A 13,486-nucleotide genomic window follows, 5' to 3' on the forward strand; every position below is an offset into this window, starting at 1 on the left:
GGCTTACTCCCTGCCGTGTGCGCCGCGGGCGCCGCGCGGGCCGCCCAGCAGGGTGTCGGCCAGGAAGCTGCCGCCCGCCGAGGGCTGGGCCACGATGACCTGCACCTTGTCCGAGAGCTTGTCGGCCAGGGCTTTCTGGATCAGCAGCGGGTGCTGGGTGATCACCTGGCCCTCGCGCGCCATCTGCTCGGCATTGACCTTGCCCACGCGCTCCAGGCGCCAGGCCTCGGCCTCGGCCAGCCGCTGGCGCGCATCGGCCTCGCCGCGCGCCTCGATGCGCCGGGCCTCGGCGCTGCCCTCGGCGGCCTTCACGCGGGCCTGCTTCTCGGCCTCGGCCTCGAGCCGGCGCTGCTCGACCTGGCGCTGCTTGAACGGCAGCACGTGCTTCATCGCCTCTTCCTGGGCCCGGGCCGCAATGACCTGTTCACGCGCGGCGGCCTCGGCCCGCACCTCGCGCCGCACCTTGTCGGCGTTGGCCTCCAGCTCGGTCTCTTTCACGCGCTTGTCCTTGAGCTCCAGCGTGTAGCGCATCTTCTGGGTTTCCAGCTCCTCGGCCAGCAGGGCGTCCATGCCGCGGCGGTAGTCGGCGGGCAGGTCCACCTTGCCGATCTGCACCGCGCGCAGCAGCAGGCCGTCGCTGGCCAGGCGCGGGCGCAGCTCGTCCTCGATCGCCTTCTGGATCTCGGCGCGCTTGCTCGAAAACGCCTCGCGCACGGTGTAGCGCGCAAACACCTTGTAGATCACGCCCTGCACCGCGGGCTCGACCACCTCGGCGGTGACGTCGTCGGGCAGGCTGCGCGCAATGCCCGCGAGGCTGGCCGGGTCCAGCGCGTAGCGCACCGCGAGGTCCACGCCAAACGACAGGCCCTCGAGCGACTGCAGCGGCGAGGGCCCGCTGGCACGCGCCACTTCGGCCGGCCGCCAGAACTGGTCGCGCAGGTTGAAGGTGCGCAGCGCGTGCACGCCCGGCAGCACCAGCACGCTGCCGTCGCGCCACTGGCTCACGCTGCCGGTCAGCAGGTTGGTGCGCACGCCCACCTCGCCCGGGGGCACGGTGCGCACGGGCGGAAACTGGTAGAGCAGGGCGGCCGCGCCGGCCAGCACGGCGGCGGCCAGCAGGCCGTTGCGCAGGCGCGCCAGCAGGTGCAGGGTGCCCTGGGCACTGAAGGGCGCGGGGTCGCCAGCTTCAGGGGCGCGCCAGGCCGGTGCCAGGCGCTGGCCGAGCCTGCGGCGCAGGGCGTGAAAGGTGACGATGAGGCGGCGGAAGTTCATGGGGAGTCCTTGGAGTCGGTTGAAAAGGAAGAAGGGGTTCAGCAGCCCTGCGAGCCTGGGGCCTGTTAACGCTATTTCTACAAGTGCGAAGGCGGTTAAAAAAGCGCCAATCTAGGCGCGCGACGACGGCAAGGCTGATGCCTTGCCTAGGAGTGCAACGACGAGTGGCGCTTTTTTAACCACCTTCCCTCCGGGTTGCGGATCAAAAAGGCCATGCGCCGCGTTGCGAAGCCTTGCCGGACATGGAGTCCGGCTGCATTTCGCGCCTTGCGCATGACCTTTTTGACTCGCAACGCATCTTGTAGAAATAGCGTTAACAGACCCCAGTTCGGCGGTGGGCACGTTGGCGCCAGGGCGGGCGTGGCTGGACAGCAGCAGGTATTCGTCGTCGCCGTTGCGGCCCCCGACGCGGACGATGAAGTCGGGCTTGCCGTCGCCGTCCAGGTCGGCCACGGCCTCGACCACCGAGTCCCGGCCGGACTGGCCGAGCAGCCAGGTGTAGGTCTGCCCGCCGCGGCGCACCACGTACTTCGCGCCCTCGCCATAGGGCACGCCGGCGCGGTTGCGCAGGCCGTCGTGCACCGTGAGCGTGAAGGGCGTGTCACCCAGCCTCAGGGCGTAGGCATGGTCCAGCCGCGGGCGCAACACGCCCTGCGGGAACGCCACCGTGGGCCGCCGGCCTGGCAGCAGCCGGGTCCCGGGCACCCGCAGGTAGCGGGTGTCCACCGCCTCGGCTTCGGCCTCGGGGTAGCCGGCCAGGCCGTCCTGGCCCTGCGGGTCTTCCAGCTGCAGCGCAATGCTGAGCAGGAAGTCCGGCAGGCCCTGGGGCGGCGCGGCAACCGCGCGCACGTCCAGGTGGCCGGGCTTGTGCGTGACGCGGACCCAGCCGTCGGTGGGCCAGTGCTCGGGGGCGATGCGCAGTGCCGTGGGCAGCAGGTAGCTGCCGGCCTGCTGGCGCCACTCGCCGGGGCGCAGCATCAGGCCCTGCGCGCCGGGAAGGCTGGCGGCGCGCACCGCGTGCGCGGGGGTCAGGATCAGGCCCACCAGCACCGAGCTGGCGGCCACCACGCCGAGCCAGCCAATCAGGTGGCGGATGAGATGGCGGGCGGCATGGCTGCGGGGCAGCAGGGCGCGCAGGGAGCGGGTCAAGGCATCGAGGCGTTGCGGCATGAGGATTCTCCAGAAAAAGGGGGTCTGAACCGGGGGAGAGGCGCCGTACAGGCCGCTTTCTCTGGAGTCCCATTCTTCGCACCGGCCGCGGAGGCAACAAGGCGCGGGCGGGGCGCGAGCGGTCACGCGCGGGGCCCGAATCCTCCGGCCCCGGAAGAAACACTCACAGGCCCCGGCGCGGGCCGGCACCCATAATTGCCGGCATGACCACAGTCGCGGTGATTGAAGACGACCTGCCCACCAGCAACCAGCTCGCGGGCTGGATCCGCGCGGCCCGCCCGGACGCGCGGATCGACCAGTGGTTCAGCCGCGACGAGGCCGAGGCCGCGCTGGCGCGCGAGCGCTACGACGTGGTGGTGCTTGACATCGAGCTGGGCCGCGAACGGCATGCCGGCGTGGCGCTGATCAACGCCATCAACAAGCGGCACCAGGGCACGCCGGTGCTGGTGGTCAGCGCCATGCCGGCCGCTATCTACCGCAGCATCATGAAGGCGCTGGACGCCTGGGACTACCTGCAGAAGACCACCTTCGAGGAGGCCGACTTCATCGACACCTTCCTGGACATCCTGCGGGTGGCCCGCGCGGCGCGCACCGGCGAGGCCGACCTCGCGGCCAGCGAGCTGTCGCTCGATCCGCTGTGGCAGCGCACCCCGACCTGGCGCGGCGAGCGCATCAACCTGCCGCTCACGGCCCAGCGCATCCTGGCCACGCTGCACCAGCGCGCGGGCGAGGTGGTCAGCTACGAGGACCTGTTCGAGGTGGTCAAGAGCGGGCGCAACCGCGACAACGTGCGCAAGCATGTGAGCACCATCCGCGATGCCTTCCGCGAGATCGACACCGCCTTTGACGGCATCGAGAACGTACCCATGCGCGGCTTTCGCTGGGTGGCGCGTCCGCCGGCGCCCAGGCGCCCGGCCTGAATGGCCCGCCCGCACCAAGGCCCCGCATGAAGCTGCCGGTTCTGGAAGTCCCCCGCCTTGGCCTGGCCGCGTTCCGAAGGCGCCTGCTGGTGCGCGGCGTGTTCCTGCTGCTGGCCTTGGCCACGCTGGCGCTGGCCGTGGTGCTGCTGCAGGACGAGAAGGAGCGCAGCTACCGCAACTACGAGCGCGGCTTTCGCAAGACGCAGGCCGAGATCGCGGCGCGCCTGCGCCACCCGGCCGGCCAGCTCGCGCTGCTGAACCCCGGCCATGTGCCCCAGGCCGTGCCGCTGCGGCCCCTTCTGCTGCCCTATGCGGCGATCGATTTTGACGACCCCTTCAAGGCCCAGCAGGCCGTGGAGACCGCGGGCTGCAGCGTGCAGTACCCCGACGGCAGCGCGATCTGCGTGGCCATTGGCAACAACCCGTATGCCGGGGGTTTCATCTACCTGGTGGGCAACTTCCGCGCGCCCGCGCTGGTGGCGCGCGAGCGTGGCACGCTGGACCTGACCGAGGTGCACCGCGCCCGCGTGAGCCTGACCCAGGGCGGCGAGACGCTGCGCTGGGTGGCGCCGGTCGAAGTGCGCGGCGAGGCCGAGGGCCCGGTGCTGCGGGGCCGCCTCACGGGGTTCGTGGACGAGGGCGACACGCTGCGCCTGCTGGCCCGCCCGCTGCGCGACTTCCGCGGCTGGGTCTGGCAGGGCAGCCGTTGCGCCGATCCCGACGGCGAGCCCGGCAGCTGCGCGCGCCGCACCTTCTTCTCGATCCGGCTGCCGGTGGAGGCCTACCGGCTGGCGCTGTTTGGCAAGACCCGCCCGGTCTGGCCGCCGGCCGATCTGCAGCAGACCCTGGTGCACATGCAGATGCTCGCACCCGGTGGCCAGGCCCCGCTGTTTGACAGCAACGCCGCGGGCGCCACCTCGCCGCTGGCGCTCAACGACCTCGCGCAGGCCCTGCTGCCGGGCGAGTCGCTGGCGATCCGCAAGGCCGGCCGCCAGGGCGCCGGCACCGGGCATGTGGTCACCGTGCGCGGCCAGGAAAAGGCAGGTGCCGCGGGCGAGGCCGCGGAGCGCAGCCTGCCCTGGCTGACCCAGCTCATCAGCTTCCTGCCCGTGCAGGCCGTGGCCACGCCCGCGCTGACGGGGCGCGAGGTGATTGCCACGGCCGCGGGCAACTACGAGCTCACGCTGCACGGCAATGTGCGCAGCATCGAGCGCACGCTGAGCGTGGTGGCCACGCGCATGAGCTGGTATGTGGGCGCCATGCTGGCCGCGATCGCGCTGGCCTGGCTGCTGATCGAGCTGGGCCTGCTGCGCCGCGTGACCGTGCTCACGCGGCGCGCGGCCGCGGTGTCGTACAACGTGAACGCCGCGCAGGTGGAGCAGCGCCTCGGCGCGCTGGACGTGTCGGACCTGCGCGGGCGCGACGAGCTGGGCATTCTGGCCGGCGCGCTGGCCGACCTGCTGCAGCGCGTGCAGGACGACCTGAAGCGCGAGCACATCCGCACCCAGCAGGAGCGCGACATGTGGCACGCGGTGGGGCACGAGATCATGTCGCCGCTGCAATCGCTCATGGTGCTGCACCCGCGGGCCGACGACGCCAGCCACCGCTATGTGCAGCGCATGCAGCAGGCGGTCAAGGTGCTGTACAGCCAGGCTTCGCCCAGCGAGGCGCTGCAGGCCGCCACGCTGCATGCGGGCGTGCTGGACCTGCACGAGTTCCTGACCCATGTGGCCGGCAACGCGCACTTTGCGGGGCTGGCCGGCGTGCACTACGCGGGCGGCGAGCCGGTGAAGGTGCGCGCCGACGAATTTGCGCTGGAAGACGTGGTGACCCACCTGCTGCGCAATGCCGACCGCCACCGCACGCCCGGCACCGTGACCACGCTGACGCTGCAGGTCCACGCCGGCAACGCCAGCGTGAGCGTGCACAACCTTGGCCCGCCGATTGACGCCGCGCTGCTGGCGCGCATCTTTGACTACGGGGTGTCGGGCGGCGAGGCCGATGGGGCCGCCGCGCCGGGCCAGCGCGGCCAGGGCCTGTTCGTGGCCAAGACCTACCTGGCCAAGATGGGCGGCACCATCGAGGCCGTGAACGAGGCGGGCGGCGTGAGCTTCAGGCTGACGCTGGCGCGGGCGGGCTGACGGCGCGTCGCCGAGGCTGCTGTCCCGAGGGCAGCAGCCCCGGCCGGCTCAAACCTGTGCGATCAGCGCCATCGCGGCGGCCGGTGCCTTCTCCTTGGCGCCGCTGATGAAGAACATGAACACGTCGCGCGGCCCCGATTTTTTGCCGGCCACCGCCACGCGTGGCACGTCGTCGGGCTCGGCGCCCTTCGCCCAGGTCGTCGCCGCCTCGGCCCAGCGGGCCAGGGCCTTGGGCGGGTAGCCGGTCTTGTAGCGTGATTCGGTGCGCATCAGCCGGGCGTAGACAAACTCGCCGGTCAGGTCGGCAAAGCTCGGGTAGTCGTCGCTGTCGGTGAACACGGTTGCGCACTGGTATTGGCGTGCCAGCGCCAGAAAGGCGGGCGTCATGAAGCTGGCATGCCGGACGTCCAGCGCGTGGCGCAGCGCAACGCCATCGGCCTTGCGCGGCAGCAGCTTCAAGAAGGCCTCGAAGTCCGCCGGGTCAAACTGCTTGGTGGGCATGAACTGCCAGACGATGGGGCCCAGCTTGGCGCCCAGTTCACTCACCCCGCTGTCGATGAAGCGCTCGATCGACGGCCCCGCTTCGGCCAGCAGCTTGCGGTTCGTGGCAAAGCGGTTGGCCTTGAGGCTGAACACGAAACCGTCAGGGGTTTCGTCGCGCCACTTGGCGAAGGTCGCGGGCTTGAAGGTGCTGTAGTAGGTGCCGTTGACCTCGATGGCCGTGAGCTGGCGGCTGGCGTACGCCAGCTCGCGGCTGTGGGCCAGCCCCTGGGGGTAGAAGTTGTCGCGCCAGGGCTCGTAGGTCCAGCCCCCGATGCCCGCGCGGATGGTTCCTGCATTCGCCATGGCCAGTCTCCTGCGTGATTGCGCACTCTAGCGCGCCCGGCGGGGGCGGCGTAAAGTGGCGGCTTGTCCTGCTGACAGATTCTGGAGACTTCCCCATGAACGCCCCCCTCCACAAGGAAATGCCCGCCGCCGCGCTGGACGCCGCCGCCGCCCTGTCGCACGCGACCCGCCAGTGGGACAGCGACATCGTGCGGCAGCTCACCGACTACATCCAGATCCCGGCCAAGTCGCCCGGCTTTGACAAGGACTGGGCGGCCCATGGCCACATCGAGACCGTGATGCGCAATGCCGCGCAGTGGGTCGAGGCGCAGAAGGTGGAGGGCCTGACGCTGGAGATCGTGCGCCTGCCGGGCCGCACGCCGGTGCTGTTCTTTGAAGTCGCGGCCACCGCGCCGCAGTCCAGCCAGACGGTGCTGATGTACGGCCACCTCGACAAGCAGCCCGAGTTCACGGGCTGGCGCAACGACCTGGGCCCGTGGACGCCCAAATACGAAGACGGCAAGCTCTACGGCCGCGGTGGCGCCGACGATGGCTACGCGGTGTACGCCAGCATTGCCGCGGTGCAGGCGCTCAAGGCGCAGAAGGTGGCGCACCCGCGCATCGTGGGCCTGGTGGAAACCTGCGAGGAGTCGGGCAGCTACGACCTGCTGCCCTACGTGGATGCGCTGCGGCCTCGGCTGGGTGACGTGGCGCTGGTGATCTGCCTGGACAGCGGCGCCGGCAACTACGACCAGCTGTGGCTCACCACCAGCCTGCGCGGCATGGCCAGCGGCACGCTCAAGGTCGAGGTGCTGACCGAGGGCGTGCACTCGGGCGACGCCAGCGGCCTGGTGCCCAGCAGCTTTCGCATCATGCGCCAGGTGCTGGACCGGCTCGAAGACAGCGCCACGGGCCGCCTGCTGCCCGCCAGTTTCCATTGCGAGGTGCCCACCGAGCGGCTGGCCCAGGCCCAGGCCACGGCGGCGATTCTGGGCGACGAGGTCTACAAGCGCTTCCCCTGGGCGCATTACGACTGCGGCGGCTCCACCGCGTTCGCGCTGCCCACTACCACCGACCCGGTGCAGGCCCTGCTCAACCGCACCTGGACACCCACGCTCAGCGTGACCGGCGCCGAGGGCTTTCCCGCGCTCAAGGACGCGGGCAATGTGCTGCGGCCCTACACCGCCTTCAAGCTCAGCCTGCGCCTGCCCCCGCTGGTGGACGCGGCGCAGGCCGTGCAGGACCTCAAGGCCCTGCTGGAAGACAACGCGCCCTACCAGGCGCGCGTCACTTTTGAAAGCGGCGGTGGCGCCACGGGCTGGAACGCGCCGGGCACGGCGCCCTGGTTCGAGCAGGCGCTGAACGCGGCCAGCCAGGCGCACTTTGGCGCGCCCTGCGGCTACATCGGCCAGGGCGGCACCATTCCGCTCATGAACATGCTGAGCCAGGGTTTCCCGAAGGCGCAGATGATGGTGTGCGGTGTGCTCGGCCCGCGCAGCAACGCCCACGGCCCCAACGAGTTCCTGCATGTGCCCTACGCCAAGAAGCTCACGGCCGCCGTGGCGCAGGTCATGGCCAGCCTGCCGGCCACGGGGGGTGAACCCGCGCAGGCGGGCGCATGAACGAGTCCACGCTGTCCACCTTCACCGCCAGTGATGGCGACAACCTGGCGCTGCAGGAGTGGCCGCTGGACGAAGACCAGGCGTTGCGCGGCGCCATCGTGCTGGTGCACGGCCTGGGCGAGCATGCCGGGCGCTATGACCATGTGGCGCGGCGCCTCAATGCCTGGGGCTTTGCGGTGCGCGGCTACGACCAGTATGGCCACGGCGAGTCCGGTGGCGTGCGTGGCGGGCTGCCCAGCGACGACCGCCTGCTCGAAGACCTGGCCGACGTGGTGGACAGCACCCGCCTGCGGGTGGCCGAGGGCGTGCCGCTGATCCTGCTGGGCCACAGCATGGGCGGGCTGGTGGCGGGCCGCTTTGTGGCCCAGAGGCGGCGCGCGGTGGACGGCCTCATCCTGTCGTCACCCGTGCTGGACCCGGGGCTCAACGTGGTGCAGAAAGTGCTGCTGGCGGTGGTGCCCAAGGTGGCGCCCAACCTCACGCTGGGCAACGGGCTGGACGTGAGCGGCATCTCGCACGACCCGGCGGTGGTGGCGGCCTACCGGGCCGACCCGCTGGTGCACGACCGCATCTCGGGCCGGCTGGCCCGCTTCATTGCCGACGGCGGGCCCGACACCGTGGCCCATGCCGCGCAATGGACCGTGCCCACGCTGCTGATGTACGCGGGCGCCGACCGGCTGGTCAACCCGGCCGGCAGCCGGGCCTTTGCCGCCGCGGCGCCGACAGAGGTGGTGAGCTCGCACTGCTTTGACGGCCTGTACCACGAGCTGTTCAACGAACTGGACGCGCAGCCGGTGTTCAGCATGCTGCAGGCCTGGCTGGATGCCCGCTTCCCGCCGGTTTGATGCCAAAAGTGCCTGTAGTCCTTGCCGGGCGGCCACTTTCAGCTATCAAATCAGGAGCAGATCGAGCCTTCAATAGACATACGCGGCGCCTGCGGAGGAACCGCTGTTGTCGCCCTGGTTGCCGCCGATGCCGGTGGCATTGCCGTCCTCCTGCCACGCGCCCACGGCCAGCGTGTTGCCGTCGCCGGCCAGCGAGACCGATGACCCGAAATAATCCAGGGCTTGCGCATTGGAGGCCTTCACATAGGCCTGCTGGCTCCAGGTGGCGCCGCTGCGGCTGAAAACATAAACGGCCCCGGCAGAGGTGGCACTGTTGTTCGCCTGGTCGCCGTCAAGACCTGTGGCATTGCTGGCTTCGGCATTCGCGCCCACGGCCAGCGCGCTGCCATCGGCTGACAGGGTGAGCAAAGACCCGAACTTGTCTCCTGCACCGGTATTGGAGGCCTTCACATAGGCCTGCTGGCTCCAGGTGACGCCGCCGCGGGCAAAGACATAGACCGCCCCCGCGTTGCTCAGGCTGTTGTTCGCCTGGTCGCCGTTGACGCCGGTGGCGTTGCTCGCCTCCTGCTCGGCGCCGACGGCCAGGGTGTTGCCATCGCCGGCCAGCGAGACCGATGTACCAAACAGGTCGCTCACCCCTGGATTGGACGCCTTCACATAGGCCTGCTGGGTCCAGGTGGCGCCGCTGCGGGCAAAGACGTAGACCGCCCCCGACCGGCTCGTGCTGTCGTTCGCCTCGTTGCCATCAATGCCCGTCGCATTGCTGTCCTCACCCGGTGCCCCCACGGCCAGCGTGTTGCCGTCGCTGCCCAGCGCAACGGAAGTTCCGAACTGGTCCAGTGACGCCGTGTTGGACGCCTTGACATAGGCCTGCTGGGTCCAGGTGACGCCGCTGCGGCTGAAAACATAAACGGCCCCGGCATAAAAGGCACTGTTGTCCGCCTGGTTGCCACCGATGGCCGTGGCGTTGCTGCTTTCCTGCGAAGCCCCCACCGCCAGTGTGTTGCCGTCGCCGGACAGGGCGAGCGAAAGCCCGAACCAGTCTTGCGCTTCGGCATTGGACGCTTTCACGTAGGCCTGCTGGGTCCAGGTGGCGCCGCTGCGGGCAAAGACATACACCGCCCCGGCATCGGTGGCGCCGTTGCTGGCCTGGTTGCCGTCGATGCCTGTCGCGGCGCTGTCCTCCCTGACCGCCGCCACGGCCAGCGTGTTGCCGTCGGCTGACAGGGCCAGGGCCAGCCCAAAACGGTCCCCGGCGCCCGAATTGGACGCCTTCACATAGGCCTGCTGGCTCCAGGTGGTGCCGCTGCGGATGAAGACATAGACCGCGCCGAAGGACGGGGCGGCATTGTTGCTCTGGTCGCCGTCGATGCCGGTGGCGTTGCTGCTTTCCCAATAGGCTCCCACGGCCAGCGTGCTGCCGTCGGCTGACAGGGCCACTGAGGAGCCGAACAGGTCACTGGCCTGCGTGTTGCTGCCCTTGAAGTAGCCCACGGCCTGCGTGATGTGGGGCGTGATGGCGCTGGACAGCGCGCTGCACCCTGTGGTGTTGCAGGCCTGCACGCGGTACTGGGCGTTCAGCCGCGTGTGCAGCAGGCCGCTGACCCCCTGGGTGTAGGTGGCGCCGGTCAGCGTGCCGCCGATCTGCACCGACGCCGTAGGGCCGGCCCCGTCGGGGTCTTCAAACAGCTGGTAGCTGACCGTGCCCCCGCCAAAGGGCGCCGTCACCGTGCCCCAGGCCAGGTCGAAGCGCTTGACGTCGTAGGTCATGGTCAGGCCCGCCGGCACCGAAGGGACCGCCAGCGGCGGCGATACCGGGACCACGGCCGCGCAGCGGATGCTGATGTTGCTCACGTGGGCACTGGCCGTGCCTGACCCATTGCCCACACTGCAGGTCTGAACGCCCCCGGCGTTGACGCGAACCACGTTGTAGGCACTGCCCTGCGGCACCGGCTGCGGGAACTGGAACACCCCGTTGGCGGACAGCACGAGGGCGTCGCCATTGGCCGTGTTGCGCAGCGCCACCACGCCGATGTTGCCGCTCAACTGGCCGCCCACCCGAAAGCTCTGGCTCGCCGCGGTGCAGCTGACGCTGATGGCCACGCCGTCACCGGCCGTGCCCTGGCTGTGGGCCACGCTGCAGCCCTGGCCCGCGGGCGGCGTCTTGACCGTGATGGCAAAAGTGCCGGTCAGGGCCTCGGGGAACTGGAAGCTGCCATCGGCATGCACGCTCGTCTCCTGCACCTGGCCATTGGCGCTGAGCTGCAGCACCAGGGTCTGGCCCGCGGCCAGGCCGGCCACGGTGCCGCTGACCACGCGGGCTTCGGGCGCCGCCACGTTGTCCAGGCAGTTGACGCTGACGTTGTTCACGTCCGCGCTGGCGGTGCCGGTGCCGTTGGACACGCTGCAGGTCTGGCCCGAAGGCTGTACCAGCACCACGAGCTGGTAGGCGGTGCCGGCCGGCAGGCTGACGCTGTAGGCGCCGTTGGCGTTCAGGCTCCTGCTTTGCGCGGTGGCGCCGCTGGCGTCCTTGTGGGCCAGCACCACGGTTTTGCCCGCGGCCAGGCCGGCCAGGGTGCCGCCGACGTTGAAGCTCACGGGGGCGCCATTGCCGCCTGCGCCATTGGCGGCATCACCGCCGCCCCCACCGCCACCACAGGCGGACAGGCTCATGAACAGGGCGACGGACAGCGGAGCAAAAAATGAAGAAGCGGTGCGCACGGCAAATCCTCGGGCAATCGTCACACGACTGCCCAAGACAACCTGCAACACGGGATGAATGACGCGGGCCTGAGGGACCCGGGCGAGGCAGGCGTTTTGGTCAAACGCCCTGGGGAGACAGCAAAGTCACTCTAGCACAGGCGTGGTGAGTACTTTCAGCTATCAAATCAGGAGCAAACAAAAGCAGAACAAGGGCCGCCGCGAGGGCGGCACGCCCTCGCGCGCGCCGCGGGCCATTCATGGTGGCCGGTGGGCGTTGCCGGCTTTTATTGGCGCAACAGGCCGCCCAGCATGCCCATCAGGTCGCCGGTGTCGCCCAGGCCGTTGGCCGGCGCCGTGCCATGCGGCGTGAGCTGGTCCACCAGGCCGGGCAACAGGTTGGCGAGCTGGTCGGCGGTTTCGCCCTGGCCCATGCCGAGCCGGGCGGCGATGTCGCCGATGGTGCCGCTGCCCAGCACCTGGGTGAGCTGGTCGCCGCCAATGGGCTGGTTCTGCCCGCTGCCAATCCACGAGGCCACCACGTTGCCCAGGCCGGCCTGCTGGAACTTCTCGACCAGGCCTGGCAGGCCGCCCTGCGCGCCGTCGTTGGCCAGCATGCCGGTGATGGCCTGCAGCAGCTGCGGGTTGCTGGTGACCAGGTGGATCAGGCTGCCCAGCCCCCCCTGCGCGCCGGCGCCCTGCGTGTTCCCGCCCATCACCGAGCCCAATACCGAATCAAGCAATCCCATGACCGTGTCCTTTCAGGTGTTGGCTGGATTCTGGGCGCGGCGCGTGACGAGCGCAAGCCACAGCAGGGCACTGCCGGTCAGCGCCACCGGGAACAGCGAGCCGTAGTTGAGCAGGGTCCAGCCCTGGGTGGTGACCAGCACGCCCGAGGCAAACGAGCTCAGCGCGAGGGTGGCGAACATGAAAAAGTTCAGGGCGCCCTGTGCGCGGTCTTTTTCCTCGGGCGTGTAGGCGGAAAGGGACAGCGTGGTGCTGCCCGTGAACAGGAAGTTCCAGCCCACGCCCAGCAGGAACAGCGCCACGAGGAACTGGTGCAGGTCCACGCCCGACAGCGCCACCAGGATGCAGGCCAGGTTCAGCACCACGCCCGTGCCCATGATGGGCAGCACGCCAAAGCGCCGGATCAGGTGGCCGGTGAAGAAGCCCGGCGCGAACATGCCGATCACATGCCACTCCAGCACCAGGGCCGCGTCGGAGAACGGCAAGCTGCACTGCTGCATGGCAATCGGCGTTGCGGCCATCAGCAGGTTCATCACGCCAAAGCCCAGCGAGCCCCCGATGGCGGCCACGATGAACACCGGCTGCGCCATGATTTCACGCAGCGGGCGGCCGCTCTGGCTGGTCTTTCTCGGTGGCGTCGGCGGGAACCTGATGAACGCGAGCGCGACCATGGCCAGCAGCGCCACGCCGGCCAGCGCAATGTAGGCGCCGGCAAAGGGCACCTCGAACAGGCTGCGCGTGCGCGCCGCGAGGTTGGGGCCGATCACCGCGCCGATCAGGCCGCCAGCCATCACCAGCGACACCGCCTTTTCCTGCGCGGTCTGGCCCGCGAGCTCGGCCGCGGCAAAGCGGTACAGGCTGGCGTTGGCGTTGTAGTAGCCGGCCACCACGGTGGCCGCGCACAGCAGCCAGAAGTTGCGCGTGAAGGCCGCGTAGGCGCACAGCAGCGCCGACAGCAGGGCCACCACCAGCCCGAGCTGGAACGAGGCCTTGCGCCCGTAGCGTGACTGCGTGCGCGCGACCAGGCCGGTGGACAGCGCGCCGCCGACCACATAGCCCATGACCGGCAGCGTGGCCATCCAGCCCAGTGGCGCCAGCGCCAGCCCGACCAGTCCGTTGATGGCAATGAAGGTGACGTTGTTGGTCAGGAAGAGGCCCTGGCACAGGGCCAGCAGGCTCAGGTTCTTGTTGAAGGCGGGCATCGGCGTTTGCCCTGCGCAGGGCATGGGCTGTGGTAATTACTG

General features: G+C 69.9%; 10 protein-coding genes. 4 read left to right on the plus strand and 6 right to left on the minus strand.

Features of this window, described 5'->3' with window-relative positions; all coding sequences use genetic code 11:
• Positions 1 to 3: 3 nt before the first annotated feature.
• Together KF796_02415 and KF796_02420 are read right to left on the minus strand one after the other, a co-directional pair.
• On the minus strand, positions 4 to 1,272 hold the full coding sequence (locus KF796_02415) for a prohibitin family protein (GenBank protein MBX3585471.1): 1,269 nt from the start codon (positions 1,270 to 1,272) through the stop codon (positions 4 to 6).
• A gap of 111 nt (positions 1,273 to 1,383) precedes the next feature.
• On the minus strand, positions 1,384 to 2,442 hold the full coding sequence (locus tag KF796_02420) for an FG-GAP repeat protein (GenBank protein ID MBX3585472.1): 1,059 nt from the start codon (positions 2,440 to 2,442) through the stop codon (positions 1,384 to 1,386).
• A 203-nt stretch (positions 2,443 to 2,645) separates the two neighbouring features.
• On the opposite strand from KF796_02420, the gene KF796_02425 reads away from it, so the two are divergent.
• Both KF796_02425 and KF796_02430 read left to right on the plus strand, forming a co-directional pair.
• Positions 2,646 to 3,362: a response regulator transcription factor gene (locus KF796_02425; protein ID MBX3585473.1), complete on the plus strand. Its 717-nt coding sequence runs from the start codon at positions 2,646 to 2,648 to the stop codon at positions 3,360 to 3,362.
• A gap of 26 nt (positions 3,363 to 3,388) precedes the next feature.
• Complete coding sequence (locus KF796_02430) at positions 3,389 to 5,503, plus strand: HAMP domain-containing histidine kinase (GenBank protein MBX3585474.1); 2,115 nt, start codon at positions 3,389 to 3,391, stop codon at positions 5,501 to 5,503.
• A gap of 48 nt (positions 5,504 to 5,551) precedes the next feature.
• On the opposite strand, the gene KF796_02435 is transcribed toward KF796_02430, so the two are convergent.
• Complete coding sequence (locus KF796_02435; protein ID MBX3585475.1) at positions 5,552 to 6,349, minus strand: DUF72 domain-containing protein; 798 nt, start codon at positions 6,347 to 6,349, stop codon at positions 5,552 to 5,554.
• Between the two features lie 95 nt (positions 6,350 to 6,444).
• Here KF796_02435 and KF796_02440 point away from each other — a divergent pair, with 95 nt between their 5' ends.
• Both KF796_02440 and KF796_02445 read left to right on the plus strand, forming a co-directional pair.
• Positions 6,445 to 7,950, plus strand: coding sequence for a M20 family metallopeptidase (locus KF796_02440; protein MBX3585476.1), 1,506 nt, complete (start codon positions 6,445 to 6,447; stop codon positions 7,948 to 7,950).
• Complete coding sequence (locus KF796_02445; GenBank protein MBX3585477.1) at positions 7,947 to 8,795, plus strand: lysophospholipase; 849 nt, start codon at positions 7,947 to 7,949, stop codon at positions 8,793 to 8,795. The genes KF796_02440 and KF796_02445 overlap by 4 nt, the downstream gene beginning before the upstream one ends.
• Before the next feature lie 69 nt (positions 8,796 to 8,864).
• Here KF796_02445 and KF796_02450 read toward each other — a convergent pair whose 3' ends face one another.
• The 3 genes from KF796_02450 to KF796_02460 form a co-directional block, all read right to left on the minus strand.
• Positions 8,865 to 11,468, minus strand: a complete 2,604-nt coding sequence (locus KF796_02450) for a hypothetical protein (GenBank protein MBX3585478.1) — start codon at positions 11,466 to 11,468, stop codon at positions 8,865 to 8,867.
• 314 nt (positions 11,469 to 11,782) lie between these two features.
• A complete protein-coding gene (locus KF796_02455) occupies positions 11,783 to 12,244 on the minus strand; it encodes a DUF937 domain-containing protein (protein MBX3585479.1) in 462 nt (153 codons plus the stop codon).
• A 12-nt stretch (positions 12,245 to 12,256) separates the two neighbouring features.
• The gene (locus KF796_02460) at positions 12,257 to 13,444 is read right to left on the minus strand and encodes an MFS transporter (protein MBX3585480.1); all 1,188 of its coding nucleotides are present in this window, start codon (positions 13,442 to 13,444) and stop codon (positions 12,257 to 12,259) included.
• Between the last annotated feature and the right edge of the window lie 42 nt (positions 13,445 to 13,486).

It is taken from the genome of Ramlibacter sp. (genome assembly GCA_019635435.1).
Taxonomy (GTDB): domain Bacteria; phylum Pseudomonadota; class Gammaproteobacteria; order Burkholderiales; family Burkholderiaceae_C; genus JAHBZM01.